Below are 24,517 nucleotides of genomic sequence, written 5' to 3'. Positions count from 1 at the left end.
CACCACGCTCCGGCGCGGTGATGTCGGCGGCAATCCGCCGGGCCAGCTCCTCGTCCCGCCGGGCGTCCGGCGCGGTCGCCGCGGACGGCACCGAGCTGAGCGCCGGGCAGGTCGTGCTGGCCGCGGGCAGCCTGAGCGGGCGGCTCGCGGGAGTGCCCGAGGAGGTGCTGCCCCCGGTGCGGCCGGTGAAGGGGCAGGTCCTGAGGCTGACCATGCCCGACGGGCACGGCCCGTTCCTGAGCCGGACGGTGCGGGCGGTGGTGCGGGGCAGCCAGGTCTATCTGGTGCCGCGCGAGAGCGGCGAGCTGGTGATCGGAGCGACCAGCGAGGAGCTGGGCTGGGACACCACCGTCACCGCCGGCGGGGTGTACGAGCTGCTGCGGGACGCCCACGAGCTGGTGCCGGGCATCACCGAGCTGCCGCTCACCGAGACGCGGGCGGGGCTGCGGCCCGGCTCCCCCGACAACGCGCCGCTGCTCGGGCCGACGGACCTGGAGGGGCTGCTGCTGGCCACCGGCCACTACCGCAACGGAGTGCTGCTGACGCCGGTCACCGGGGACGTGATGGCGCACGTGCTGACCACCGGTGAGCTCCCCGAGGAGGCCCGGCCCTTCACGCCCCGGCGCTTCACCGCCGACGCCGTCACGGAGCAGCCAGTCAGGGAGCAGCCCGCATGGACCCACGCATGAGCATGAGCACGAACCCGGCCACGGACACGAAGACGCACACGCACACCGGCACGAAGACGCACACGCACACCGATACGAAGACGGACACGGAGACGAAGACCGACGCGAACCCTGCTCTCACCGTCTCGGTCAACGGCGAGACCCGTGAGGTGGCGCCCGGCACCCGGCTGGACGCCGTCGTGGCCTCGCTCACCGCGGCGCCCTCCGGGGTGGCCGCGGCCCTCAACGAGACCGTCGTCCCGCGCGCCCAGTGGGCCTCCACTCCCCTGTCCGAGGGGGACCGGGTGGAAGTCCTCACCGCCGTCCAGGGAGGCTGACCATGGCCGACGATCCACTCGTCCTCGGCGGTGCGTCCTTCACGTCCCGCCTGATCATGGGCACCGGAGGGGCGCCGAGCCTCGATGTGCTGGAGCGGGCGCTGGTGGCGTCCGGGACGGAACTGACCACCGTCGCGATGCGGCGGGTGAACCCCTCGGTGCACGGATCCGTGCTGTCGGTGCTGCAGAAGCTGGGCATCCAGGTGCTGCCGAACACGGCCGGCTGCTTCACCGCCGGAGAGGCGGTGCTCACGGCGCGGCTGGCGCGGGAGGCGCTGGGCACCGATCTGATCAAGCTGGAGGTCATCGCCGACGAGCGGACCCTGCTGCCGGACCCGGTGGAGCTGCTGGACGCGGCGGAGACGCTGGTGGACGACGGGTTCACGGTGCTGCCGTACACCAACGACGATCCGGTGCTGGCCCGGAAGCTGGAGGACGTGGGCTGCGCGGCGGTGATGCCACTGGGCTCCCCCATCGGGTCGGGGCTCGGCATCCGCAACCCGCACAACTTCGAGCTGATCGTGGAGCGGGCCGGGGTGCCGGTGATCCTGGACGCGGGCGCCGGTACGGCGTCGGACGCGGCGCTGGCGATGGAGCTGGGCTGTGCGGGGGTGATGCTGGCGTCCGCGGTGACCCGGGCCCAGGAGCCGGTGCTGATGGCCCAGGCGATGCGCAGCGCGGTGGAGGCGGGCCGGCTCGCGCGGCTGGCCGGACGCATTCCCCGGCGGCGTTTCGCCGAGCCGTCCTCCCCGACCGAGGGGCTCGCGGTCCTGGATCCGGAGCGGCCCGCCTTCTGAAGCGGCCCGCCTTCGGAGGGTCCGGGGCTGACGGATCCACGGCGGCCCCGGCCTCCGGCGGGTCCGTCAGCCCCGGCCTCCGGCGGATCCGTGGGCGACCCCGGCCTCCGGCCGGTCTCGAGCGGCCCGGCCTCCGGCGGATCCGGGGCGGCCCCGCCTGCCGGCGGGTTCCGGCGGGCGGCCGTCCGGGCCGCAACGGATGTGCGAGACGCGTCACAGCTCCGCTGCAATGGGGCCCTGGACAGGGGTGAACGGGGTCTGGGGGCCGGTTGTGGCTCGTAGACTCCCTGCGTGGACACGACCCTTCAGGACCCTCTGGTCGGGCAGGTGCTCGACGGCCGGTATCGCGTCGACGCCCGGATCGCGGTCGGCGGTATGGCAACGGTCTACCGGGCCCTGGACACCCGCCTGGACCGGGTGCTCGCCGTCAAGGTGATGCACCCCTCCCTCGCCGCCGACGCCTCGTTCGTCGAGCGGTTCATCCGGGAGGCGAAGTCGGTCGCACGCCTGGCCCACCCCAATGTGGTGCAGGTCTTCGACCAGGGCACCGACGGGGCGTACGTCTACCTGGCGATGGAGTACATCGCCGGCTGCACCCTCCGGGACGTGCTGCGCGAGCGCGGCGCGCTCCAGCCGCGGGCCGCGCTGGACGTGCTGGAACCGGTGCTGGCCGCGCTCGGCGCCGCGCACCGCGCCGGTTTCGTGCACCGGGACATGAAGCCGGAGAACGTCCTCATCGGGGACGACGGCCGGGTCAAGGTCGCCGACTTCGGTCTGGTGCGCGCCGTGGACTCGGTGACCAACACCACCGGCACCGTGCTCGGCACGGTCTCCTATCTCGCGCCCGAGCAGATCGAGCACGGCACCGCCGATCCGCGGGTCGACGTCTACGCCTGCGGCATCCTGCTCTACGAGATGCTCACCGGCGACAAGCCGCACGACGGCGACTCCCCGGCGACCGTGCTGTACAAGCATCTGCACGACGACGTGCCGCCGCCCTCGGCCGTGGTGCCCGGCATGGCGTACGAGCTGGACGAGCTGGTGGCCGCCGCGACGGCGCGCTCGGCCGGGATCCGCCCGCAGGACGCGGTGGCACTGCTCGCCCGCGTCCGCGAGGCGCGCGCCCGGCTCGACGACGAGCAGCTGGACGCCGTGCCGCCGCAGGCCCTGTCCTCGGAGCACGACATCTCCGAGGACCGTACGAGCGTCATCCCCAGGTCGCTGACCGTGCCCCGCCCGTTGCCGGTGAACGGGGACGAACCGGACGACGGGGACGCGGGCGACGTGCACCGCACCAGCCGGCTGGCGTCCCCGCCGGTGCCGCCCCGGCGGCGTCCGGCGGCGCGGCGCGGCCCGATGACCGTGGTGGTGGCGGTGCTGCTGGTGCTCGGCCTCGGCACCGGCATCTGGTACATCAACTCCGGCCAGTTCACCAAGGTTCCGCCGCTGCTGGCGAAGACCGAGCAGCAGGCCCGGGACCGGCTGGCCGAGGAGGGCCTCGAGGTCGGCGAGGTGACCGAGGAGTACAGCGACACCGTGGAGCGGGGCACCGTGATCAGCACGGACCCGAAGGCGGGCGCCCGGATCCGGGGCAACGGCTCGGTGTCGCTGGTGATCTCCAAGGGCCCGCAGCGGGTGCGGGTGCCCGACCTCGACGGATACCCGCTGGACAAGGCGCGCGCCCTGCTGAAGGAGGAGGGCCTGGAGCCGGGCATGGTCACCCGCGAGTTCAGCGACAGCGTGCCGCGCGGCTCGGTGATCTCCACCGAGCCGGGCAAGGGCACCAAGGTCCGCGGCGGCGCGGCGGTGGCGCTCACGGTGAGCAAGGGCAGCCCGGTGGATGTGCCGGACGTGACCGGCGACGACCTGGCGGACGCGCGGGCGGCGCTGCAGGAGGCCGGGCTGAAGGTGAAGGTCGCTCCCCAGCGGGTCAACTCCGAGCACGAGGCGGGCCAGGTGGCCCGGCAGAACCCGGGTCCGGGCGGCCGGGCGGCCGAGGGCGACACGGTGACGCTGACGCTGTCCAAGGGCCCGGAGATGGTCGAGGTGCCGGACGTGACCGGCGACAGCGTGGACGAGGCCAAGGAGAAGCTGGAGGCGGCCGGGTTCGAGGTCGACGAGGACCGGGGTCTGCTCGGGCTGTTCGGCGACACCGTCAAGGGCCAGTCGGTGCCGGGCGGCGAGAGGGCGCCCAAGGGCTCGACGATCACTATCAAGATCCGGTGACCTGTGCGGAGGTCCGGGGCCCGGGTCCGGGGTCCCCGGCGGTCATGACACCCTGAACGGGTGAAGGATCTTCTCCCCCGCAACCCGGTCGGCGGCCATGTGCCCGTGGCCGGCGGTCTGCACTCCGTCGGCCTGACCTACGCCCGTGAGATGGGCGCCGAGGCCGTGCAGGTCTTCGTCGCCAACCCGCGCGGCTGGGCCACCCCGGTGGGCAGCCCGCGGCAGGACGAGGCGTTCCGGGCGGCCTGCGCCGAGGAGGGCATCCCGGCGTATGTGCACGCCCCGTATCTGATCAACTTCGGCTCCCACACGGAGGCGACCGCCGAGCTCTCGGTCGCCTCGCTGCGGCACTCGCTGCGCCGCGGCCGGGAGATCGGCGCGCTGGGCGTGGTGGTGCACACCGGCAGCGCGACCGGCGGGCGGGAGCGCTCGGTGGCGCTGAAGCAGGTGCGCGAGCGCATGCTGCCGCTGCTGGACGAGCTGACCCGGGACGACGACCCGTATCTGCTGCTCGAGCCCACGGCGGGCCAGGGCGCCTCGCTGTGTTCGCGGACCTGGGATCTCGGGCCGTACTTCGAGGCGCTGGATTCCCATCCGAGGCTCGGGGTGTGCCTGGACACCTGCCATGTCTTCGCGGCCGGCCACGACCTGACCGGGCCGGACGGGATGCACCGGACGCTGGATCAGCTGGTGGACACCGTCGGCGAGGGCCGGCTCCGGCTGATCCACGCCAATGACTCGCTGGACGTGGTGGGCGCGCACAAGGACCGGCATGCCAACATCGGCGCCGGCCACATCGGCGAGGAGCCGTTCCGGGCGCTGATGACCCATCCGGCGACCGAGGGCGTCCCGCTGATCATCGAGACCCCGGGCGGCAAGGAGGGGCACGCGGCGGACGTGGAGCGGCTGAAGAAGCTGCGCGACGGCTGACCCGCGAGGGCGCCGCGAGCGGGAGTCTCAGAGCCCGGGGCCCCTGACGTCAGAGCTCGGGGCCGTCCCCGGGCTCCTCCTGGTAGGAGTAGCGCTGCTCCTTCCAGGGGTCGCCGATGTTGTGGTAGCCGCGCTCCTCCCAGAAGCCCCGGCGGTCGGCGGTCATGTACTCCACGCCGCGGACCCATTTGGGTCCCTTCCACGCGTACAGATGGGGGACGATCAGCCGCAGCGGGAAGCCGTGCTCTGCGGTGAGCAGCTCGCCGTCCTTGTGCGTGGCGAACAGGGTGCGCTCGGAGGCGAAATCGCTGAGCCTCAGGTTGGCGCTGTAGCCGTACTCGGCCCACACCATCACATGGGTGACGCCGGGCGCGGGCGGGGCGATCTCGAGGATGGTGCGGGCGGGGATGCCGCCCCACTCGGCGCCGACCATGCTGAACTTGGTGACGCAGTGCAGATCCGCCACCACGGTGGTGTACGGCAGTGCGGTGAACTCCTCGTGGGTCCAGCAGTGCTTCTCGCCGTCCGCGGTGGCGCCGAACACCCGGAACTCCCAGCGCTCGGGCCGGAACTTCGGGACCGGTCCGTAGTGCGTGACCGGCCAGCCCCGCTGCAGTCGCTGTCCCGGCGGGAGCTCGAGCCGTGCCGCTCCTTCTCCTGTGCGCTCCCCCGATTCGCGTTCCGCCGGCTGACCCATGTCTCCATCCTGACAGACCCGGACCGATGCCCATGACCTGCCCCCCTTACAGCAGGGCAAAGCGAAAGAGACTGAAAAGACAGGCCAAAACAGACTAAGCCTGCACTTACTTACTAAGTAGAGACTTACTGGACGATCTTCAACACCGGTGGAATCATGCGGCGCAACCCGCCAGTTCCATGTGGAAGGAGCCTTCGCGATGCAGGGCGACCCGGAAGTCATCGAGTACCTCAACGAGCAGCTGACCGCCGAGCTGACCGCGATCAACCAGTACTTCCTGCACGCGAAGATGCAGGAGAACCTCGGCTGGTACAAGCTGGCCAAGTACACACGGGCCGAGTCGTTCGACGAGATGAAGCACGCCGAGGTGCTCACCGACCGGATCCTGTTCCTGGAGGGGCTCCCGAACTACCAGCGGCTGTTCCATGTGCGGGTGGGCCAGACCGTCAAGGAGATGTTCGAGGCGGACAAGCAGATCGAGGTCGAGGCCATCGACCGGCTGCGCCGCGGGATCAAGCTGATGCGCGAGAAGGGCGACATCACGTCCGCGAACATCTTCGAGTCGATCCTCGCCGACGAGGAGCACCACATCGACTACCTGGACACCCAGCTGGATCTGGTGGAGAAGCTCGGCGAGGCGCTCTACATCGCCCAGGTGATCGAGCAGCCGGAGAGCTGACCGGAGCCGGCCGCGACCGGGAAGGCTAGGCGGCCCGGTTCAATGTGGTGACCTCGGCGAGTACCGGCTTGCCCTGGTCGGCCAGCTCGCGCCGCGGGCAGGTGCCGCGGCCGAGAAGCGCCTGGATGCGGCGTACGCAGGACCCGCAGTCGGTGCCGGCCTTGCAGGCGGACGCTATCTGGCGGGGGGTGCAGGCACCGTCGTCCGCGTGCTTCTTGACCTGCTGCTCGGTGATGCCGAAGCAACTGCAGACGTACACGCGGTCACCTCCCGGTCGAGTCCAAGGGTCATGCCATCCCGACCCTTGGATCGGTGAGGCAAACCTAACCTTACCCGTCGGGGGGTGACCGGAAAAGTGCCGTGGGGCGCGGATCGCATGTGATCCGCGCCCCACTCTTTGCTTCTGTCACCACGTGGGCGGCCGCCGGCCGGTCACTGGTCCCGGTACATCTCCGCGACCAGGAAGGCCAGGTCCAGCGACTGGCTGCGGTTGAGCCGCGGGTCGCAGGCCGTCTCGTACCGCTGGTGCAGGTCGTCGACGAAGATCTCGTCGCCGCCGCCCACGCACTCGGTGACGTCGTCGCCGGTCAGCTCCACATGGATGCCGCCGGGGTGCGTGCCGAGCGCCTTGTGGACCTCGAAGAAGCCCTTCACCTCGTCGAGCACGTCGTCGAAGCGGCGGGTCTTGTGCCCGGAGGCCGCCTCGAAGGTGTTGCCGTGCATCGGGTCGGTCACCCAGGCGACGGTGGCACCGGAGGCGGTGACCTTCTCGACCAGCTCGGGCAGCTTGTCGCGGATCTTGTCCGCGCCCATCCGGACGATGAAGGTCAGCCGGCCCGGCTCGCGCTCCGGGTCCAGGCGCTCGATGTACTGCAGCGCCTCCTCGGCCGTCGTCGTCGGGCCCAGCTTGACGCCGATCGGGTTGCGGATCTGCGAGGCGAACTCGATGTGCGCGTGGTCCAGCTGCCGGGTGCGCTCACCGATCCACAGCATGTGCGCCGAGACGTCGTACAGCAGCCCGGTGCGCGAGTCGACGCGGGTGAGCGCCGACTCGTAGTCGAGCAGCAGCGCCTCGTGCGAGGAGTAGAACTCGACGGTCTTGAACTCCTCCGGGTCGGCCCCGCAGGCGTGCATGAAGTTCAGCGCGTTGTCGATCTCGCGGGCGAGCTGCTCGTAGCGCTGCCCGGACGGGGACGACTTCACGAAGTCCTGGTTCCAGGCGTGCACCTGGCGCAGGTCGGCGTAGCCGCCGGTGGTGAAGGCGCGCACCAGGTTCAGCGTGGAGGCCGAGGCGTGGTACATCCGCTTGAGCCGCTCGGGGTCCGGGACGCGGGCCTCCTCGGTGAACTCGAAGCCGTTGACCGAGTCGCCCCGGTAGGACGGCAGGGTCACGCCGTCGCGGGTCTCGGTCGGCTTGGAGCGCGGCTTGGAGTACTGGCCGGCGATCCGGCCCACCTTCACCACGGGCACCGAGGCGGCGTACGTGAGCACGGCGCCCATCTGGAGCAGCGTCTTCAGCTTGTTGCGGATCTGGTCGGCGGACACCGCGTCGAACGCCTCGGCGCAGTCGCCGCCCTGGAGGAGGAACGCCTCTCCCTTGGCGACGGCCGCCATCCGGGCGCGCAGCTGGTCGCACTCGCCCGCGAAGACGAGCGGCGGATACGACTCGAGGTCCGCGATCACTGCGCGCAGAGCCTCGGGGTCGGGGTACTCGGGCTGCTGCGCCGCGGGCAGGTTTCGCCAGGTGTTGCCAGCGCTCGTGCTGGTCTTAGCGTTCACGGTCACGACGTCCACATTACGGGGTCGGCCGCCCCGTCCATCCCGCAGCTCACCAAGTGAGACGAGGCTGTCCCGCGCCGCCCGCCGCCGGCGCCGCCGATGCGCTAGGGTCGGGGCATGCTCGCGCATTCGACCCAGAACCAGAACTGGTGGTGGACCGCTCGTCCGGCGGCCCGCTGACTGCGCGTTCCCAGAACTTCGCGAAGGCCGCCCGAGGGGCGGCCTTCGGCGTTTCGCGGCGGGCCCGCTCCCTCGTTCCGGTCGTCTCCCACGACACCCCGACAAGGAGCCCGGACCCGTGAACCTGCTCGGTCTGCTCGACGATCCCCGCCCGTTCGCCCTGCTGCGCCGCCGCACCCCGGGGCACGACCACGACACGGTCGAGGTCCTCGTCGGACCCGTCACGCGGCACGAGCGCCTCGCCGACCTGCCCGGCGAGGGCCTCGCCCTGGTCCCCTTCCGGCAGATCCGCGAGCGCGGCTTCGACGTCCGCGACGACGGGACACCGCTTTGTGTGCTGACCCCCGAGGAGTCCGGCACGCTGCCCCTGTCCGAGGCGCTGGAGCAGCTCCCGGACCACGCGGTGCGGGTGGCGGGCGGCGGCTTCGACGTCGGCGACGAGGAGTACGGCGAGATCGTCGGCCGGGTGCTGCGGGACGAGATCGGGCGCGGCGAGGGCGCGAACTTCGTGATCCGGCGCACGTACCGGGGCGAGATCCCCGGGTTCGGCCGGGCCGACGCCCTCGCCCTGTTCCGGCGGCTGCTGGTGAGCGAGCGGGGCGCCTACTGGACCTTCGTGGTGCACACCGGGGAGCGCACGCTGGTGGGCGCCAGCCCCGAGGTGCATGTGCGGGTGTCCGGCGGGACCGTCGTGATGAACCCGATCAGCGGGACCTACCGCTACCCCGCCGAGGGGCCCACCCCCGAGCACCTGCTCGGCTTCCTCGCCGACGGCAAGGAGATCGAGGAGCTGTCGATGGTGGTCGACGAGGAGCTGAAGATGATGTGCACCGTCGGCGACATGGGCGGTGTGGTGGTCGGGCCCCGGCTGAAGGAGATGGCCCACCTGGCGCACACCGAGTACGAGCTGCGCGGCCGGTCCACGCTGGATGTGCGCGAGGTGCTGAAGGAGACCATGTTCGCGGCCACCGTCACCGGCTCGCCGGTGCAGAACGCCTGCCGGGTGATCGAGCGGTACGAGCCCGGCGGGCGCGGCTACTACGCGGGCGCGCTGGCGCTGCTCGGCCGGGACGCGGGCGGCGCCCAGACCCTGGACTCGCCCATCCTCATCCGCACCGCCGACATCGACGCGGCCGGCCGGCTGCGGGTGCCGGTCGGGGCCACGCTGGTGCGCGGCTCGGACCCGGCGGGCGAGGTGGCGGAGACCCATGCCAAGGCGGCCGGGGTGCTCGCCGCGCTGGGCGTGCGGCCCGCCCGTCCGCGGGCGGAGCGGGCACGTCCCCGGCTGGCCGACGACCCCCGGGTGCGGGCCGCGCTGGACGGGCGGCGGGCCTCGCTCGCGCCGTTCTGGCTGCGGATGCAGCAGCGGTCCGCCGAGCTGACCGGGCACGCCCTGGTGGTGGACGGGGAGGACACCTTCACCGCGATGCTCGCGCATGTGCTGCGCTCCGGCGGCCTGGAGGTGACCGTCCGGCGCTACGACGAGCCGGGGCTGCGCGAGACGGTGCTCGGGCACGAGGGGCCGCTGGTGCTCGGGCCCGGCCCCGGCGACCCCTCCGACCTCGGCGATCCGAAGATGCGCCTGCTGCGCGCCCTGACCGCCGAGGCGCTGGCATCGCACCGGCACGGGGTGCTCGGGGTCTGCCTCGGGCACGAGCTGATCGCGGCCGAGCTGGGGCTGGAGATCGTCCGCAAGCAGGTGCCCCACCAGGGCGCGCAGACCAGGATCGACCTGTTCGGGCGGCCGGAGACGGTCGGCTTCTACAACAGCTTCGTGGCGCACTGCGACGACGAGGCGGCCGCGGAACTGGCCGCGCACCGGGTGGAGGTGAGCCGCGACCCCTCGGGCGAGGTGCACGCCCTGCGCGGCCCGGGCTTCGCGGGCGTGCAGTTCCACCCGGAGTCGGTGCTGACGCTGAACGGGGCGGCGATCGTCCGTGAGCTGATCGGTCAGCTGCGCGGCACCAGCACGTTCTCCGAGCGGCGGCCTGCGGTGTAGTCGAGGACGTTGCGCACCGTGGTCTCGATGATCTCGGTGACGGCGTCCACGGTGTAGTACGCCTGGTGCGAGGTGACCAGCACGTTCGGGAAGGTGACGAGGCGGGCCAGGACGTCGTCCTCGACGGGGGTGAGGGACTTGTCGAGGAAGAACAGGCCCGCCTCCGCCTCGTACACGTCGAGGCCGATGCCGGTGAAGCGGCCGGCGCGCAGCTCGTCGACGAGCGCGGCGGTGTCGATGAGGCCGCCGCGGCTGGAGTTGATCAGGACGGCGTCGTCCCGCATGGCCTTCAGGGCGGGCCCGTCGATGAGCCTGCTGGTCTCCGGCACCAGCGGCACGTGCAGGCTGACCAGGTCGGACTCGGCCAGCAGCCGTTCCTTGGGCACATAGGTCATGCCGAGGTCCAGGCAGGCGGGGTTCTCGGCGACGTCCCAGCCGAGCAGCCGCATGCCGAAGCCGTGGGCGATGCGGGCGAAGGCCTCGCCGATCCGTCCGGTGCCGAGGATGCCGGCGGTGCGGCCGTGCATGTCGCGGCCCATCAGGCCGTCGAGGCGGAAGTCGAAGTCGCGGGTGCGCCGGGAGGCGCGCACGATCCGGCGGTTGACGGCCATGGCGAGCGCCCAGGCGAACTCGGCCACGGAATAGGGCGAGTAGTACTTCACCCGGGCGACCGTCAGGCCGAGCCGTTCGGCGACGTCGAGGTCGATGTTGTTGAAGCCGGTGGAGCGCTGGGCGATCATCCGGGTGCCGCCGGCCGCGAGGCAGTCCAGCACCTCGGGGCCGAGGTCGCAGTTGACGCTGGTGGAGATCGCCTCGTGGCCGGCCGCGATGGGGGCGGTGTCGGCGTTGAGGAAGACGTCGAGGCAGCGCACCTCGTGGTGGCCCCGGAAGGCCTTCGCCAGCAGGGGTGTCTCGTCGGCCTGCACGCCGAACGCCAGGATCTCCACGGGTGCCCTCCGGGGGTCGTACCGGGTCTGCTGCCTGCTCCGTCACCAGTCTGCCGCCGGCTGCGTGTCCGGTCTGCGTCCCATGGTCCCTGGTCCGCCGCCGTACGGCCCGTGAACATGCGGGCATCAGCCGAAGAAGAACACGCGGGTGTCAGCCGAAGAAGACGCCGGCCTCCTGGTACAGCGCCGGGTCGACGGTCTTCAGGCGGGCGGTGGCGGCGGCGAGCGGCACGCGCACGATGTTCGTGCCGCGCAGGGCGACCATCGTGCCGAAGTCGCGGTCGCGCACACAGTCGATGGCGTGCAGGCCGAAGCGGGTGGCGAGCCAGCGGTCGAAGGCGCTGGGCGTGCCGCCGCGCTGGATGTGCCCGAGGACGGTGGTGCGGGCCTCGTGGCCGGTCCGCTTCTCTATCTGTTTCGCCAGCCACTCCCCGATGCCCGACAGCCGCACATGCCCGAAGGAGTCCAGCGACTGGTCCTTGAGCACCAGGTCGCCGTCCTTGGGCACGGCCCCCTCGGCGACCACCACGATCGGCGCGTAGGAGGCCTTGAAGCGGGAGGTCACCCAGGCGCACACCTGGTCGATGTCGAAGGGCTGCTCGGGGATCAGGATGACGTTGGCGCCGCCGGCGAGTCCGGAGTGCAGGGCGATCCAGCCGGCGTGACGGCCCATCACCTCCACGACCAGGACCCGCATGTGGGACTCGGCGGTGGTGTGCAGCCGGTCGATGGCCTCGGTGGCGATGTTGACGGCGGTGTCGAAGCCGAAGGTGTAGTCGGTGGCGGACAGGTCGTTGTCGATGGTCTTGGGGACGCCCACGCAGGGGATGCCGTGCTCGTCGGCGAGCAGCGCGGCCACGCCGAGGGTGTCCTCGCCGCCGATGGTGATGAGGGCGTCGATCTCCCGCCGCCGCAGGGTGTCCTGGATGCGGCGGATGCCGTCCTCCTCGTTCAGCGGGTTGGTGCGGGAGGAGCCGAGGACGGTGCCGCCGCGGGGCAGGATGCCGCGGACGGCCGGGATGCCGAGGGGGACGGTGCGGTCCTGCAGCGGGCCCCGCCAGCCGTCCCGGAAGCCGGTGAAGGTGCAGCCGTACTCCTGGACGCCCTTGCGGACGACGGCCCGGATGACCGCGTTGAGGCCGGGGCAGTCGCCGCCCCCGGTCAGTACTCCGACGCGCATGGCACAGTCCCTTCGCCGCAGGTGCCTGACGAAGGGTCAGTGTGACCCGCGTCTCACGCGTCGTCGAGGCCGCGTTCGATGGCGTAGCGGACGAGCTCCACGCGGTTGTGCAGCTGGAGCTTGCCGAGGGTGTTCTGCACGTGGTTCTGCACGGTGCGGTGGGAGATGACGAGCCGTTCGGCGATCTGCTTGTAGCTCAGCCCCTTGGCGACCAGGCGCAGCACCTCGGTCTCCCGCTCGGTCAGCCGGGGCGCCCTGGACCTCTCCTCGTCGGGGGCGGGCGCCGGTTCGGAGGCGAGGCGCCGGTACTCGCCGAGGACCAGCCCGGCCAGGCCCGGGGTGAACACCGGGTCGCCGGCGGCGGTGCGGCGGACCGCGTCCTGCAGCTCCTCGGTGGACGCCGACTTCAGCAGATAGCCGGTCGCGCCCGACTTCACCGCCTCCAGCACGTCGGCGTGCTCCCCGCTCGCCGACAGCACCAGCACCCGTATCGCCGGGTTGCCGGCCACGACCTCCTTGCAGACCTGGACGCCGGGCTTTCCGGGCAGGTTCAGGTCGAGGACCAGCACGTCGGGGGCGGTGGCCTTGGCACGGCGGACCGCCTGGTCGCCGTCGCCGGCCGTGGCGACCACCTCGAAGCCCGACTCGGACAGGTCGCGGGCGACCGCGTCGCGCCACATCGGGTGGTCGTCGACCACCATGACCTTGACCGGCCCGCCGCCTTCGTTCGTGTCCGTCATCTCCGTTCCGCCTTCCCCCGTGCGTCCTTCGTCTCGTCCGGGCCGTTCCCGGCCCTGGGAATCCTCAGCTCGACCTCCGTGCCCTGGCCGGGCACCGACACCACGTCCGCGCTGCCGCCCAGGTCGCGCAGCCGGCCCCGGATGGACAGGGCCACCCCGAGCCGGCCCTCGCCCTCGGCCTGGGCGAGCCGGCCCTCGGGGATGCCGGGCCCGTCGTCGCGGACGGTGACGATCACCTCGTCCGGCTCGTCCTCGACCAGGATCCAGGCCCGCGCCTGCTCCCCGGCGTGCTTGCGCACGTTGTCCAGGGCCGCGCCGACGGCTGCGGCCACCTCCCGCGCCGCGGCCGGTGCCAGCCGCACCGGCGCGCCCGGCTCGGCGAGGCTGACCCGGGCGCCGGCGTACGGGGCGAGCAGGGCCCGCAGATCGGCCGGTTCGTCCCCGGTGTCCTCGTCGGGCTCCTCCACGGTGCGCACCACCGCTCCCTCGGCGGCGTCCTCCGAGGCCCGGGACACCGGCACCAGGCCGCCGGAGACCAGGGTGCGCAGCGCCACCTCCTGCTCGCCGGCCAGCCGGCCCAGTTCGGCCGCCTCGCCGCCGATCACCGCGCCGCGCCGCTGCACCATGGCGAGCACCTGGAGCACGCCGTCGTGGATGTCCCGGGCGAGCCGCTCCCGCTCGCGGGTCGCGGCCTCGATCTCCAGGGCGCGGGCGAGGGTGCGCTCGGAGGCGCGGGCCACCTCGACGACGTAGCCGATGGCGATGGAGGCGACCCACACCAGGATCACGTTGTGCACGGTGTCGCGGGCCGGGCTGCCGCGTTCGATCAGGTTGACCACGGCGACGAGGCTGGAGGCGAGCGCCGCCCAGCGCCAGCCGCCCTTGATGGCGAAGGCCAGCACCGAACCGGCGGTCCATATCGACGGCAGGGTCGGCCCGCCGGACTCGATCCGCTCCGGCGAGTCGGCGACCAGGGTGAGCAGGATGCCGGACAGCGCGATGGTGAGGTCGGCGGCGAGGAAGCCCTTGGTGCAGCTCGCCGCGTTCTGCACCCGGGGCAGCGTGGCCAGCGTCCACACCGCGAGCACCCCGTAGTAGGCGATGGCGACCCAGGGGCGGGCGAACTTCTCGTGCGCGGTGACGAACAGACCGATGGCGTACACCATGGTGAGCACGCGGTACGCGGTCAGGGCACGCCACAGCGGCAGCTCGACCGACATCCTCATGACCCGCTCGCGCTTGGCCAACTCCCCCACCCCCGATCGGAGGGCCCGAAGCCTACTCCGACTGCCGCTGTTCCTTCGCCGCCTGCGCGAGCTTGGCCTTGGCCGCCTTCTCGGCCTTGGCCGCCTCGGCGAGCTGCCGCTTCATGGCGGTGGCGTACATGTCGACGTACTCCTGGCCGGACAGCTTCATGATCTCGTACATGACCCCGTCGGTCACCGCGCGCAGCACGAAACGGTCGTGCTCCATGCCCTGGTAGCGGCTGAAGTCCAGCGGCTTGCCGATCCGGATGCCCGGGCGCATCAGCTTCGGGACGATCTTCCCGGGCGGCTGGATCTTCTCCGTGTCGATCATGGCCACCGGGATCACGGGCGCGCCCGTGGCGAGCGCCACCCGGGCCAGGCCGCCGGGCTTGCCGCGGTAGAGGCGGCCGTCGGGCGAGCGAGTCCCCTCGGGGTAGATGCCGAACAGCTCGCCGCGCTGAAGCACCTCGATGCCGCTCTTCACGGCGGCCTCACCGGCGCCGCGCGCCCCGGAGCGGTCCACGGGCAGCTGGCCCACGCCCTTGAAGAAGGCGGCGGTGAGCCGGCCCTTGACTCCCGGTGTGGTGAAGTACTCGGCCTTGGCGATGAAGGTGACCTTGCGGTCCAGCACAGCCGGCAGGAAGAACGAGTCGGAGAACGACAGGTGGTTGCTGGCCAGGATCGCGGGACCCTCGGCGGGGACGTTCTCCAGGCCTTCCACCCAGGGCCTGAAGGCGAGCCTGAGCGGCCCCCCGATGGTCACCTTCATCGCGCCGTACAACAACCGAGTGCCTCCTGTGTGTGTCGCTCAGACCTTAACCCCAAGCTCAGCGGAAGGCTCCGACGGCCCTGGTCGGTGTCAGTGCGGTCGCGTACGGTGAAGGTCCTGCAACCGCCGTCCCAGGAACAGGAGGCCGACGTGCCGCTCCTGACCGGAGCCGAGCCGTATCACCACCAGGGCGGCGAGACCGCCGTTCTCCTCTGCCACGGCTTCACGGGATCGCCCGCGTCGCTGCGCCCGTGGGCGGCGCATCTGGCCGGGCAGGGCCTGACGGTCTCGCTGCCGCTGCTGCCCGGGCACGGCACGCGCTGGGAGGACCTGCGGGTCACCGGCTGGCAGGACTGGTACGCGGAGGTGGACCGCGAGCTGCGGCTGCTGCGGGAGCGGTGCGAGCGGGTGTTCGTGGCCGGTCTGTCGATGGGCGGCGCGCTGGCCCTGCGGCTGGCGGCCCGGCACGGCGACGCGGTGAGCGGGGTGATGGTCGTCAACCCGGCCAACCGGGTGCACGGTCTCGGGGCGCACGCCCTGCCCGTGCTGCGGCATCTGGTGCCCGCCACCAGGGGCATCGGCAGCGACATCGCCAAGCCGGTGGAGCGGGAGCCCGGGTACGACCGGGTGCCGCTGCACGCGGCGCACTCCCTGCGCACGTTCCTGCGGCTGGTGGACCGGGAGCTGCCCCAGGTCACGCAGCCGCTGCTCTTGCTGCGCAGCCCGCAGGACCATGTGGTGCCGCCGGCCGACCCGGCCCGGATCCTCGCCCGGATCTCCTCGACGGACGTCACCGAGGTCCTGCTGGAACAGAGCTACCACGTGGCGACGTCGGACTACGACGCGGCGCGGATCTTCGAGGAGAGCACTGCGTTCATCGGCCGGCTCGCGCCTGGAGCCGTCAAGGAGCCCGGTCTCGGCAAGGAAGGGACGACCGCAGGTGGCTGAGCACGACTCGGAGCGCGAGGAGCGCGAGGACCGCGAGGACCGCGAGGACCGCGAGGACCGCGAGGACCGCGAGGACCGCGAGGACCGCGAGGACCGCGAGGACCGCGAGGACCGCGAGGACCGCGAGGACCGTGAGCCCGGGGAGCAGAACGTCCCCTTCGACGAGGAGGCCGCGTGGGCGGCGATCGTCGCCGGGTACGGCGAGGAGCCGCCGGACCCGCCCGGCGCCAAGCCCTTCAAGTCGGTGGAGGACCTGGCGCTGCTGGAGTCCGACACCAACGGCGAGAGCGCGGCGGACCCAGAGGCGCCCAAGCAAGAGGCGCCGAAGAAGACGGAGGGCGGACCGGCCAGGCCGCTCGGCAGCTCGGTCGCCTTCGCCCCCGGTGTCGGCCCGCGCGACTACAGCGTGCCCGAGCCGTCCGACGACGACCTCGACGAGAGCGACGAGGGCCACTTCGTGCCGCCGGAGCCGCCCCCGCTGCCGGAGGCCGACACCACCGCCAGGTTCGCCTGGCTGGGAGTGCTGGGCAGTCCGGTGCTGCTCCTGCTGGCGGTGGTGCTGGGCTGGGAGATGTCGTGGTGGCTGACCACGGCGACCATCGGCGGCTTCCTGGGCGGCGTCGCCACCCTGGTGATGCGGATGCGCACGGACGACGAGGAGGACGACGACCCGGGGCGCGGCGCGGTCGTCTAGCCACTGCTGATCGGCCCGCCGCGGGCGGGCCCGCCGCTCACCCCGCCGGGACCCTGAGCGCGGCCAGCACCGGCAGGTGGTCGCTGGCCGCCCTGAGGTCCGCCTCGGTCACCCCGGGGTGCCCCGTGGGGACGCCGCAGCCCAGGACCTCGATGCCCTTGGTCGCGAAGATCGCGTCGATGCGCTGGTAGGGGTTGCCCGGCGTCCAGGTGTGCTCCGTGCCCCAGGGGGCGGTGGCCCAGCAGTCCTGGAGCTCGGCGGCCAGCCGGCGGAAGGTGCGGCCGTCCGGGCGTTCGTTGAGGTCGCCGCCGGCGATCGCGTGCTCGGTGCCCAGGGCCGCCAGCCGGTCCAGGAGCATGCCGCCCTGCTCGTACCGCTCGTTCGTGTCCAGGGACAGATGGCAGCTGAGCACGCCGAGGCGGGCCCCGGCGAAACGGACGACGGCGGTGGCGAAGCCGCGCCGGTGCAGGCCGGGGGTGAGCGGGAGCAGGACGTCCTCGGTGCGCTCGGCCGTCGCCCTGAGCGAGCAGAGGATCGCCGGGCCGGCAGCGGTGGCGCCTCCGGTGAGGATCACCAGGTCGGCGGCGTGGGCGAGCTGGGCGAGCTTCTTGCGCCAGCGGAAGAAGCGGGGGGCCTCCTGGACCAGGACCAGGTCGGGGGCGCATGCCTTGATGACCCGGGCCAGGGCGGCCGTGTCGTCGCGCAGCGAGCGGACGTTGTAGCTCAGCACGCGGAGAAGGGGAGAACCGTCCGGCTCGGTGCGGGAGTTGGGCAGCGGCTCCATGCGGATCAATGTACGCCCGCGGACCGGGGCGCGAGGTCGTGCGCCGGTGCCGGTGCGTCGCGCCCGGCCGCGCAGTCCCCGCGCCCCTGAAGGTACGGCAGTCGCCTTGTGGTCCCGTGGTCTCCTGGACGGCGTTACATGACCGGGTCGGGCTCGCGGGCCAGGTCCGCCGCGCCCACCAGGCCCGCCTTGTTGCCCAGCTGGGCGGCGAGGACCTCGGCCACCGGGCGCCAGTTGCCGCCCACCAGCCAGCGCTTGTAGGACTTGCGGATCGGGCCGAGGACCAGCTCGCCCTCGTCGGAGAGGCCGCCGCCGACGATGAACGCCGAGGGGTCGAAGAGCGAGGCCAGGTCGGCGAGGCCCGCGCCGACCCAGCGGGCCAGCTCGCGGTAGGAGTCGATGGCGACCCGGTCGCCCTGGCGGGCGGCCATGGAGATGTGCTTGCCCTCGATGCCGTCCGGGGTGCCGTCGCCCAGGGAGAGCAGCAGCTCCGCGTTCTCCGGGGTGGCGTTGGCGCGCTGCTTGGCGTAGCGGACCAGGGCGCGGCCGGAGGCGTACTGCTCCCAGCAGCCCTGCGAGCCGCAGCCGCACAGCAGGCCGTCCGGCACCATGCGGACGTGGCCGAACTCGGCCGCCACGCCGAAGTGGCCGCGGCGCAGCTTGTTGCCGATGATGATGCCGCCGCCGAGGCCGGTGCCGAGCGTGATGCAGATGACGTTGCGGTGTCCCTTGCCCGCGCCGAACTTGTACTCGCCCCAGGCCGCTGCGTTGGCGTCGTTCTCCACGACGACCGGGAGGCCCACCCGGGCCTCGACCTTCTGCTTCAGCGGCTCGTTGCGCCAGTGGATGTTGGGCGCGAAGTACACCTCGGAACGCTGACGGTTGACGTAGCCGGCCGCACCGATTCCCACGCCGACGATGTCGTGTCCCGCGCGCGCTCCCTCCACCGCGGAGGAGATGGCGTCCACGATTCCCTCGGGCGTGCCCGGGGTCGGCACCTTGTGGGTCGAGAGGATGTTGCCTTCCTCGTCGACCACGCCGGCCGCGATCTTCGTGCCGCCGATGTCGACGCCGATGGTGAGTCCCATGAATCCCTCAGTTTCGGTCGAGCCCCGCTACCGCCCACGGTACCCGAGGCGCTGCCCCGGATTTCGCGGCGCCCGTACGGTGAACGGGTTCCGAGGGACCGGCTCCCCTTCGGGCCCCCTCAGTCCAGATCGATGCGCTCGCCGGGCCCGGACTCGTCCCCGCGGTCGCGCCGCTCGGTGACGTCGCGGGCGTCGCGCCGGCCACCGGAGGTCCAGCGGCGCTCCTGGCCCTGCACGGCGGAGCGGTAGGCGGCGAGCAGCTCGCCGCCGGCCGCGGCGAGGTGGTCGAAGACGTCCGGATTGCGTTCGATGACCGGTTCCACCGCGGCTTTGGCCTGCTCCACGACCTGGCGCACGACCTGCTGCGCGGCGGGCCCGGCGACGGCGCCGAGCAGCGGCGACTGCAGGCCGGAGAGCTTCTCGGCCACGGTGTCGACGAGCTTCTTCAGCTCCTCGGCGGCGGAGCCCGGGGGCGGTCCGTGCTGAGCGCGGCGGCGGGCCTTCTCCGCCTCGAGGTCCTCGGCGACGGCGGTCGCCCAGGCGTCCGGGTCGGCCTCCCGGGGCCGGCCGGCGGCGGGTGCGTCCACCACGGGAACATCTTCGACGGGGACGTCCTCGACAGGGACGTCCTCGGCGGGGGCCTTGTCCGCCCGTGCGTCGTCCGGGGCCTCGTCCCCTGCGTGGTCGCGAGCGCCGTCGCGTGCGTCGTCGGGCGGGGGGAGCTGTTCGCTCATGACGGACTCCTGACTACGGTGAGCCCCTCCGACGTTACCCGAACGGCCGCACGGCCATCACCGGCCGCGCGGCCACAGCGCCGGATCCGGCCGGAACCGGATGCGCAGCTCGCCCTCGCGCAGGGAGGCCCCGTCCACGGTGCAGCGGCGCAGCGCCGACGGCAGCGGAACGGTCCTGCGGAAGGGGCCCGCGGTGACCGCGAGTTCGTCGCCGCGCCGGATCAGGTCCAGGTCCTCGCGGCGGGCGCCGGGCAGCGGGATGTGCCAGACCAGCACCCCGTCCTCGGCGAGCCGGTCGGTGACCGGCCACCGGACCCGGCCGGGCGCGGCATCGGCGCCGGGCAGGCCCAGCTCGGCGAGGTCGTCCAGGCCGCGCGGATCCCGGCCGAGATGCGGGACGGCATGGACCCGGTGGGTCTCCCGCCACTCCTCCAGCACCTTGCGCTGCTGGGCGACCGGAGTGGCCAGCCAGGCGTCCGCCCCATGCTCCGGCAGGACCCGGCTGGCGATCAGCAGATCGGTGCGCAGACCGCGCAGGGCCAGGCCGAGCGTGGCGGTGCGGACCGCGTCGGCACCGGCCGGACCGGGCTCGGCGACCAGACGGACGGAGGTGCCGGGATCGGCGAGCACCGCCTCGGCGGCGCCGAGCTCGACATCCCACCGGGCCGCCGTCTCGTACAGCCACTCGGCGGGCAGCGGGACTCCGGCCAGCCGCCCGAGCACCGGGCGCAGCGCACGGGCGGCCTGCCGCTCGGGCGGCAGCAGCCGGCGCAGACAGCGCCGCAGCTCCTCGGGGAGAGCGAGCAGTTCCAGGGCGCGGGCGAAGGGAGGCAGGTCGACGACGAGCACATCGTGCTCCTCGGCCGGCGCGGCATCCCGCAGCGCCCGCAGCAGCGCCAGTTCCCCGGCGCCGGGCAGCGGGGTGATCTCCTCGGGGTCCAGGCGGGAGGCGCCGAGCAGGTCGAGGACGGAGGCGGCACGCTCCTGCAGGGCGGCGAGGTCGTCCCGGAAGCCGGCGGCGGCATCCAGGAAGCGGGTGGTCAGCCCCGGGACGGCCCCGGTACCGAGCACCGGGGTCAGCGTGTCGGTCCGGTCGGTGGCCAGCAGCAGCGTCCGGGCGCCCGCACGGGCCGCGGCAACGGCGGTGGCGGCGGCAACGGTCGTACGTCCACTGCCCCCCGGCCCGGTGATCAGGAGGGTGCGCATGAACGTGAACGGTAACGGACCCCAGTCCCTTGGAACGCCGGGCCACCCACTCAGGGGCGCGGGGAACCGCGCACCTCACCGGAACACCGGGCACCTGCCAACCAGGGCGACTGCACTTCCCCCAGGGGCGCGGGGAACCGCGCACATCACCCGCACACCGGGCACCTGACGCCCAAGGCGACTGCCCTCACCCAAGGGGCGCGGGGAACTGCGCGACCAGCCCCCACCCGGCCGCAGCCGACCACGACCGGCCGACGGACGACCCTCATCAAACCGGCAGACGCGCCGAGGCTCAGACCCCCGACTCCACCCGCTTCTTCAACCCCGCCAGCGCCCGGTCGATGATGACCTTCTCCGCCTTCCGCTTGATCATCCCCAGCATCGGAATCTTCACATCGACCGTCAGCTGATACGTGACCTCGGTGGAACCGCTCCCCGTCGGCTTCAGGACGTACGACCCGTCGAGAGCCCGCAGCATCTGCGACTTCACCAGCGTCCAGGAAACCTCGTGCTCCCCGCTCCACGTGTACGCCAGCGTCTGATCGTCCTTGATCGCCCCCGCGTCCATGACGAGGCGCACCTGCTCGGCGCGGCCCTGGTCGTCCTTCTTGAGGACCTCCGCCTCCTTCACCTCACCGGTCCACTCCGGGTACCGGGCGAAGTCGGCGATCACCCCCATGACCTCGGCCGGTGCCGCCTCGATCGTGATGCTCGAGCTGGTGTGTTCCGCCATCGCCGTGGCTCCTCCGGATGCGGGCCGTGTCGGATCGCCGTGCGCAAGCTGCACGCGCACGTTCGGTGCAGCGTGAAGGCTACCGCGCGCCGGTCCGGCCGAACTCACCCGACCTGGGACATCGCGTCACCACTCGAGCACCCAGGGCCGCCCGGTGCCCGCGAAATGGCCGACATTCACGCACTCGGTGGCTCCGATCCGCATGCGCCGGACCAGCGGCTGGTGCACATGCCCGAACAGCGCGTACCGCGGCCGGGTGCGCCGGATCGCGTCCAGCAGGGCCCGGCTGCCGCGCTCGAAGCGGCGCGCCACGGTGTCGTAGACCAGCTCCGGGACCTCCGGCGGGATGTGGGTGCACAGCACGTCGACCTCGCCGACCGCCTCGATCTTCGCCGCGTACTCCTCGTCGCTGATCTCGTACGGAGTGCGCATCGGCGTGCGCAGGCCGCCGCCGACGAAGCCGAAGGTCCAGCCGCCGATCTCGACCCGCTCGCCGTCCAGGACGGTGGTGCCGTCGGTGGCGTACTCCGGCCACAGGGGCGGTATGTCGACATTGCCGTAGGTGGCGTACGTCGGGGTGGGGAACGCGGCGAACAGCTCGGCGTACTGCTTGCGCACCGCCTTCTCGATGGCCGCCGCCCGGTCCATGCCGATACCGGCCCACAGCCGTCTGCCGAACTCGCGCGCCTCCTCGAAGCGGCGCGCGGTGCGCAGCTCCACGATGCGGTCGGCGTTCTCCACGCCGAACAGGTCGGGGAAGATGCCGCGCGAGTGGTCGGCGTAGTCGAGGAAGAGCACCAGGTCACCCAGGCAGATCAGGGCGTCGGCGCCCTCCCCGGCCCGGGCCAGGTCGCGCACGTTGCCGTGCACGTCGCTGACCACATGGACACGCGTCCTCCGGTTTCCGCCAGGTGTGGATGCCATGAAGATGCAGCGTACTTGTGCAGACCCTGGGGCCGGGACCTGCGCTTACTGGCTCGTCGGGAGCGGGGTGGACTACTGTGCGCTTGGGAACCCCAACCTGTGTGACGCAGCGAACATCTCGCCGGGCCCCCTGTCGTAGAAGCCATACCGGCGGGTAACGTCCGGGCAGTCCAGTCGTGCTCGGGATTTCAACTTCTGAATGTCGCGAGCACTCCCGAGCCTTGGACCGCACCGTCGCATCGCACACCGTCGTGGCGTCGGCGCCCTAAGAGGAGCAGCAGTCTTGCGCGAGTTCAGCCTTCCGGCTTTGTACGAGGTCCCAGCGGACGGCAATCTGGCCGACATCGTCCGCAGAAACGCCGCGCAGCACCCGGATGTCGCCGTCATCGCCCGTAAGGTCGCCGGGGCCTGGCAGGACGTGACCGCCACCGCCTTCTTCGCGGAGGTGCGGGCGGCCGCCAAGGGTCTGATCGCGGCGGGCATCCAGCCCGGCGACCGCGTCGGCCTGATGTCCCGCACCCGCTACGAGTGGACGCTGCTGGACTTCGCGATCTGGAGCGCCGGCGCGATCACCGTGCCGGTGTACGAGACCAGCTCACCGGAGCAGGTGGCGTGGATCCTCGGCGACTCGGGTGCCACCGCCTGCCTGGTGGAGCTCGACGCCCATGCCGCCGCCGTGGAGTCGGTGCGCGACCGGCTGCCCGAGCTGAAGCACGTGTGGCAGATCGAGGCGGGCGCGCTGGAGGAGCTGGGGCGTCTGGGGCAGGGCGTCACCGAGGAGACGGTCGACGAGCGCAGCTCGGTCGCCAAGGCCGACGACCCGGCGACCATCGTCTACACCTCCGGCACCACCGGCCGCCCCAAGGGCTGTGTGCTCACCCACCGCAGCTTCTTCGCCGAGTGCGGCAACATCGTGGAGCGGCTGCGTCCGCTGTTCCGCACCGGCGAGTGCTCGGTGCTGCTGTTCCTGCCGCTGGCGCACGTCTTCGGCCGCCTGGTGCAGATCGCGCCGATGATGGCGCCGATCAAGCTGGGCTGTGTGCCGGACATCAAACAGCTCACGGACGAGCTGGCCGCCTTCCGGCCGACGCTGGTGCTGGGTGTGCCGCGGGTCTTCGAGAAGGTCTACAACTCGGCGCGGGCCAAGGCGCAGGCCGAGGGCAAGGGCAAGATCTTCGACAAGGCCGCCGACACGGCGATCGCCTACAGCCAGGCGCTGGACACCCCGTCCGGCCCGGCGCTGGGCCTGAAGATCAAGCACAAGGTGTTCGACAAGCTCGTCTACGGCAAGCTGCGGGCGGTGCTGGGCGGACGCGGCGAGTACGCCATCTCCGGCGGCGCCCCGCTGGGCGAGCGGCTCGGCCACTTCTTCCGCGGCATCGGCTTCACTGTGCTGGAGGGCTACGGCCTGACCGAGTCCTGCGCGGCGACCGCCTTCAACCCGTGGGACCGGCAGAAGATCGGCACGGTCGGTCAGCCGCTGCCGGGGTCCGTGGTGCGGATAGCCGACGACGGCGAGGTGCTGCTGCACGGCGAGCACCTGTTCAAGGAGTACTGGAACAACCCGGCCGCCACGGCCGAGGCGCTGGCCGACGGCTGGTTCCACACCGGGGACATCGGCACCCTGGACGAGGACGGCTACCTGCGGATCACCGGGCGCAAGAAGGAGATCCTGGTGACGGCGGGCGGCAAGAACGTCGCGCCGGCGGTGATCGAGGACCGGATCCGGGCGCACGCGCTGGTCGCGGAGTGCATGGTGGTGGGCGACGGGCGGCCGTTCGTGGGCGCGCTGGTCACCATCGACGAGGAGTTCCTGGCCCGCTGGTGCGAGGAGAACGGCAAGCCGGCCGGCTCCACGGCGGCGTCGCTGCGGGACGATCCGGATCTGATCGCGGCGATCCAGAAGGCGATCGACGACGGCAATGCGGCGGTGTCGAAGGCGGAGTCGGTGCGGAAGTTCCGGATTCTGCCGGCGCAGTTCACGGAGGAGTCGGGGCATCTGACTCCGTCGCTGAAGCTGAAGCGGAACGTTGTTGCGAAGGATTACGCGCACGAGATCGAGGCGATCTACGCGAAGTAGTCCTTCGGGATTGTGCAGGTTTGCGGCGCCCTCGGGAGTTTTCCCGGGGGCGCCGTTTTGCCGCGTTCAGCGCCGTTGTGGTTTGTCGTGGTGGGCGGATGCGGGTGGGGTGGGGCTGGGCGCGCAGTTCCCCGCGCCCCTGGGGGGAGT

Annotated in this window: 24 protein-coding genes and 1 pseudogene; 11 read left to right on the top strand and 14 right to left on the bottom strand. The window is 72.2% G+C overall.

Features of this window, described 5'->3' with window-relative positions:
- The 5 genes and pseudogenes from ABD207_RS06585 to ABD207_RS06565 form a co-directional block, all read left to right on the top strand.
- Positions 1 to 689: FAD-dependent oxidoreductase (locus tag ABD207_RS06585; RefSeq protein WP_344010776.1), on the top strand; the 689-nt coding region annotated here is incomplete at its 5' end.
- Positions 690 to 805: 116 nt separating this feature from the next.
- Positions 806 to 1,006, top strand: a pseudogene (thiS, locus tag ABD207_RS06580) (sulfur carrier protein ThiS); the annotation flags it as partial.
- A 2-nt stretch (positions 1,007 to 1,008) separates the two neighbouring features.
- Positions 1,009 to 1,803: a thiazole synthase gene (locus tag ABD207_RS06575; RefSeq protein WP_344010775.1), complete on the top strand. Its 795-nt coding sequence runs from the start codon at positions 1,009 to 1,011 to the stop codon at positions 1,801 to 1,803.
- 291 nt (positions 1,804 to 2,094) lie between these two features.
- Positions 2,095 to 4,029: a Stk1 family PASTA domain-containing Ser/Thr kinase gene (gene pknB / locus ABD207_RS06570; protein WP_344010773.1), complete on the top strand. Its 1,935-nt coding sequence runs from the start codon at positions 2,095 to 2,097 to the stop codon at positions 4,027 to 4,029.
- Between the two features lie 60 nt (positions 4,030 to 4,089).
- Positions 4,090 to 4,959, top strand: coding sequence for a deoxyribonuclease IV (locus tag ABD207_RS06565; RefSeq protein WP_344010771.1), 870 nt, complete (start codon positions 4,090 to 4,092; stop codon positions 4,957 to 4,959).
- Between the two features lie 49 nt (positions 4,960 to 5,008).
- On the opposite strand, the gene ABD207_RS06560 is transcribed toward ABD207_RS06565, so the two are convergent.
- On the bottom strand, positions 5,009 to 5,656 hold the full coding sequence (locus ABD207_RS06560; protein WP_344010768.1) for a sulfite oxidase-like oxidoreductase: 648 nt from the start codon (positions 5,654 to 5,656) through the stop codon (positions 5,009 to 5,011).
- Positions 5,657 to 5,855: 199 nt separating this feature from the next.
- On the opposite strand from ABD207_RS06560, the gene bfr reads away from it, so the two are divergent.
- Positions 5,856 to 6,335, top strand: a complete 480-nt coding sequence (gene bfr / locus ABD207_RS06555) for a bacterioferritin (protein WP_344010766.1) — start codon at positions 5,856 to 5,858, stop codon at positions 6,333 to 6,335.
- A 25-nt stretch (positions 6,336 to 6,360) separates the two neighbouring features.
- Here the strand turns inward: bfr and ABD207_RS06550 are convergent, their stop codons facing one another.
- Positions 6,361 to 6,594 carry a (2Fe-2S)-binding protein gene (locus ABD207_RS06550; protein WP_344010765.1) on the bottom strand — a complete coding sequence of 78 codons (234 nt, stop codon included), beginning with the start codon at positions 6,592 to 6,594 and terminating at the stop codon, positions 6,361 to 6,363.
- Positions 6,595 to 6,767: 173 nt separating this feature from the next.
- Positions 6,768 to 8,120, bottom strand: a complete 1,353-nt coding sequence (locus ABD207_RS06545; RefSeq protein ID WP_344010763.1) for a class II 3-deoxy-7-phosphoheptulonate synthase — start codon at positions 8,118 to 8,120, stop codon at positions 6,768 to 6,770.
- A gap of 111 nt (positions 8,121 to 8,231) precedes the next feature.
- Between ABD207_RS06545 and ABD207_RS32095 the strand changes: the two genes are divergently transcribed.
- Together ABD207_RS32095 and ABD207_RS06540 are read left to right on the top strand one after the other, a co-directional pair.
- Positions 8,232 to 8,294, top strand: coding sequence for a trp operon leader peptide (locus ABD207_RS32095; protein ID WP_425580635.1), 63 nt, complete (start codon positions 8,232 to 8,234; stop codon positions 8,292 to 8,294).
- A 118-nt stretch (positions 8,295 to 8,412) separates the two neighbouring features.
- Positions 8,413 to 10,293 (top strand): anthranilate synthase family protein, encoded by a 1,881-nt coding sequence (locus ABD207_RS06540; protein ID WP_344010762.1) that lies wholly within the window; start codon positions 8,413 to 8,415, stop codon positions 10,291 to 10,293.
- Here ABD207_RS06540 and ABD207_RS06535 read toward each other — a convergent pair.
- From ABD207_RS06535 to ABD207_RS06515, 5 genes are all read right to left on the bottom strand, one after another.
- Positions 10,245 to 11,240 (bottom strand): 2-hydroxyacid dehydrogenase, encoded by a 996-nt coding sequence (locus tag ABD207_RS06535; protein ID WP_344010760.1) that lies wholly within the window; start codon positions 11,238 to 11,240, stop codon positions 10,245 to 10,247. The two genes, ABD207_RS06540 and ABD207_RS06535, sit on opposite strands and share 49 nt — an antisense overlap.
- Positions 11,241 to 11,391: 151 nt before the next feature.
- Positions 11,392 to 12,420, bottom strand: coding sequence for a 6-phosphofructokinase (locus tag ABD207_RS06530; protein ID WP_344010758.1), 1,029 nt, complete (start codon positions 12,418 to 12,420; stop codon positions 11,392 to 11,394).
- A gap of 53 nt (positions 12,421 to 12,473) precedes the next feature.
- Positions 12,474 to 13,160 (bottom strand): response regulator, encoded by a 687-nt coding sequence (locus tag ABD207_RS06525; RefSeq protein ID WP_344010757.1) that lies wholly within the window; start codon positions 13,158 to 13,160, stop codon positions 12,474 to 12,476.
- Positions 13,157 to 14,407, bottom strand: coding sequence for a MacS family sensor histidine kinase (macS, locus tag ABD207_RS06520; RefSeq protein ID WP_344010755.1), 1,251 nt, complete (start codon positions 14,405 to 14,407; stop codon positions 13,157 to 13,159). The genes ABD207_RS06525 and macS overlap by 4 nt, the downstream gene beginning before the upstream one ends.
- A 31-nt stretch (positions 14,408 to 14,438) precedes the next feature.
- Positions 14,439 to 15,176: a lysophospholipid acyltransferase family protein gene (locus tag ABD207_RS06515; RefSeq protein WP_344010802.1), complete on the bottom strand. Its 738-nt coding sequence runs from the start codon at positions 15,174 to 15,176 to the stop codon at positions 14,439 to 14,441.
- A 150-nt stretch (positions 15,177 to 15,326) separates the two neighbouring features.
- Between ABD207_RS06515 and ABD207_RS06510 the strand changes: the two genes are divergently transcribed.
- Positions 15,327 to 16,124, top strand: a complete 798-nt coding sequence (locus ABD207_RS06510; RefSeq protein WP_344010753.1) for an alpha/beta hydrolase — start codon at positions 15,327 to 15,329, stop codon at positions 16,122 to 16,124.
- On the top strand, positions 16,117 to 16,818 hold the full coding sequence (locus ABD207_RS06505) for a hypothetical protein (protein ID WP_344010751.1): 702 nt from the start codon (positions 16,117 to 16,119) through the stop codon (positions 16,816 to 16,818). Before ABD207_RS06510 ends, ABD207_RS06505 begins: the two co-directional genes overlap by 8 nt.
- Positions 16,819 to 16,855: 37 nt before the next feature.
- Here ABD207_RS06505 and ABD207_RS06500 read toward each other — a convergent pair whose 3' ends face one another.
- The 6 genes from ABD207_RS06500 to ABD207_RS06475 form a co-directional block, all read right to left on the bottom strand.
- Positions 16,856 to 17,602 (bottom strand): endonuclease/exonuclease/phosphatase family protein, encoded by a 747-nt coding sequence (locus ABD207_RS06500; RefSeq protein ID WP_344010748.1) that lies wholly within the window; start codon positions 17,600 to 17,602, stop codon positions 16,856 to 16,858.
- A 134-nt stretch (positions 17,603 to 17,736) separates the two neighbouring features.
- Positions 17,737 to 18,690, bottom strand: coding sequence for an ROK family glucokinase (locus ABD207_RS06495; protein WP_344010746.1), 954 nt, complete (start codon positions 18,688 to 18,690; stop codon positions 17,737 to 17,739).
- 119 nt (positions 18,691 to 18,809) lie between these two features.
- A complete protein-coding gene (locus ABD207_RS06490; RefSeq protein WP_344010744.1) occupies positions 18,810 to 19,424 on the bottom strand; it encodes a DUF5304 domain-containing protein in 615 nt (204 codons plus the stop codon).
- Between the two features lie 57 nt (positions 19,425 to 19,481).
- Entirely contained in the window at positions 19,482 to 20,630 is a 1,149-nt protein-coding gene (locus ABD207_RS06485) for an ArsA family ATPase (protein ID WP_344010743.1), read from the bottom strand.
- 292 nt (positions 20,631 to 20,922) lie between these two features.
- A complete protein-coding gene (locus tag ABD207_RS06480) occupies positions 20,923 to 21,363 on the bottom strand; it encodes an SRPBCC family protein (RefSeq protein WP_344010741.1) in 441 nt (146 codons plus the stop codon).
- Between the two features lie 126 nt (positions 21,364 to 21,489).
- The gene (locus ABD207_RS06475; protein WP_344010740.1) at positions 21,490 to 22,287 is read right to left on the bottom strand and encodes a metallophosphoesterase family protein; all 798 of its coding nucleotides are present in this window, start codon (positions 22,285 to 22,287) and stop codon (positions 21,490 to 21,492) included.
- Positions 22,288 to 22,570: 283 nt separating this feature from the next.
- On the opposite strand from ABD207_RS06475, the gene ABD207_RS06470 reads away from it, so the two are divergent.
- Positions 22,571 to 24,367 carry an AMP-dependent synthetase/ligase gene (locus ABD207_RS06470; RefSeq protein ID WP_344010739.1) on the top strand — a complete coding sequence of 599 codons (1,797 nt, stop codon included), beginning with the start codon at positions 22,571 to 22,573 and terminating at the stop codon, positions 24,365 to 24,367.
- Positions 24,368 to 24,517 lie beyond the last annotated feature (150 nt).

Origin of the sequence: Streptomyces thermospinosisporus (genome assembly GCF_039526425.1) — a bacterium.
GTDB lineage: Bacteria > Actinomycetota > Actinomycetes > Streptomycetales > Streptomycetaceae > Streptomyces > Streptomyces thermocarboxydovorans.
This window is presented reverse-complemented; position numbering and strand designations above follow the sequence as displayed.

Bases quoted from the DNA above. Each gene is read 5' to 3' on its own strand.
- ABD207_RS06495 (WP_344010746.1), bottom strand. From the start codon at position 18,690: ATGGGACTCACCATCGGCGTCGACATCGGCGGCACGAAGATCGCGGCC.
- ABD207_RS06515 (WP_344010802.1), bottom strand. From the start codon at position 15,176: ATGAAGGTGACCATCGGGGGGCCGCTCAGGCTCGCCTTCAGGCCCTGG.
- ABD207_RS06475 (WP_344010740.1), bottom strand. From the start codon at position 22,287: ATGGCATCCACACCTGGCGGAAACCGGAGGACGCGTGTCCATGTGGTC.
- ABD207_RS06485 (WP_344010743.1), bottom strand. From the start codon at position 20,630: ATGCGCACCCTCCTGATCACCGGGCCGGGGGGCAGTGGACGTACGACC.
- ABD207_RS06490 (WP_344010744.1), bottom strand. From the start codon at position 19,424: ATGAGCGAACAGCTCCCCCCGCCCGACGACGCACGCGACGGCGCTCGC.
- ABD207_RS06530 (WP_344010758.1), bottom strand. From the start codon at position 12,420: ATGCGCGTCGGAGTACTGACCGGGGGCGGCGACTGCCCCGGCCTCAAC.
- ABD207_RS06480 (WP_344010741.1), bottom strand. From the start codon at position 21,363: ATGGCGGAACACACCAGCTCGAGCATCACGATCGAGGCGGCACCGGCC.
- ABD207_RS06500 (WP_344010748.1), bottom strand. From the start codon at position 17,602: ATGGAGCCGCTGCCCAACTCCCGCACCGAGCCGGACGGTTCTCCCCTT.
- ABD207_RS06560 (WP_344010768.1), bottom strand. From the start codon at position 5,656: ATGGGTCAGCCGGCGGAACGCGAATCGGGGGAGCGCACAGGAGAAGGA.
- ABD207_RS06525 (WP_344010757.1), bottom strand. From the start codon at position 13,160: ATGACGGACACGAACGAAGGCGGCGGGCCGGTCAAGGTCATGGTGGTC.
- bfr (WP_344010766.1), top strand. From the start codon at position 5,856: ATGCAGGGCGACCCGGAAGTCATCGAGTACCTCAACGAGCAGCTGACC.
- ABD207_RS06575 (WP_344010775.1), top strand. From the start codon at position 1,009: ATGGCCGACGATCCACTCGTCCTCGGCGGTGCGTCCTTCACGTCCCGC.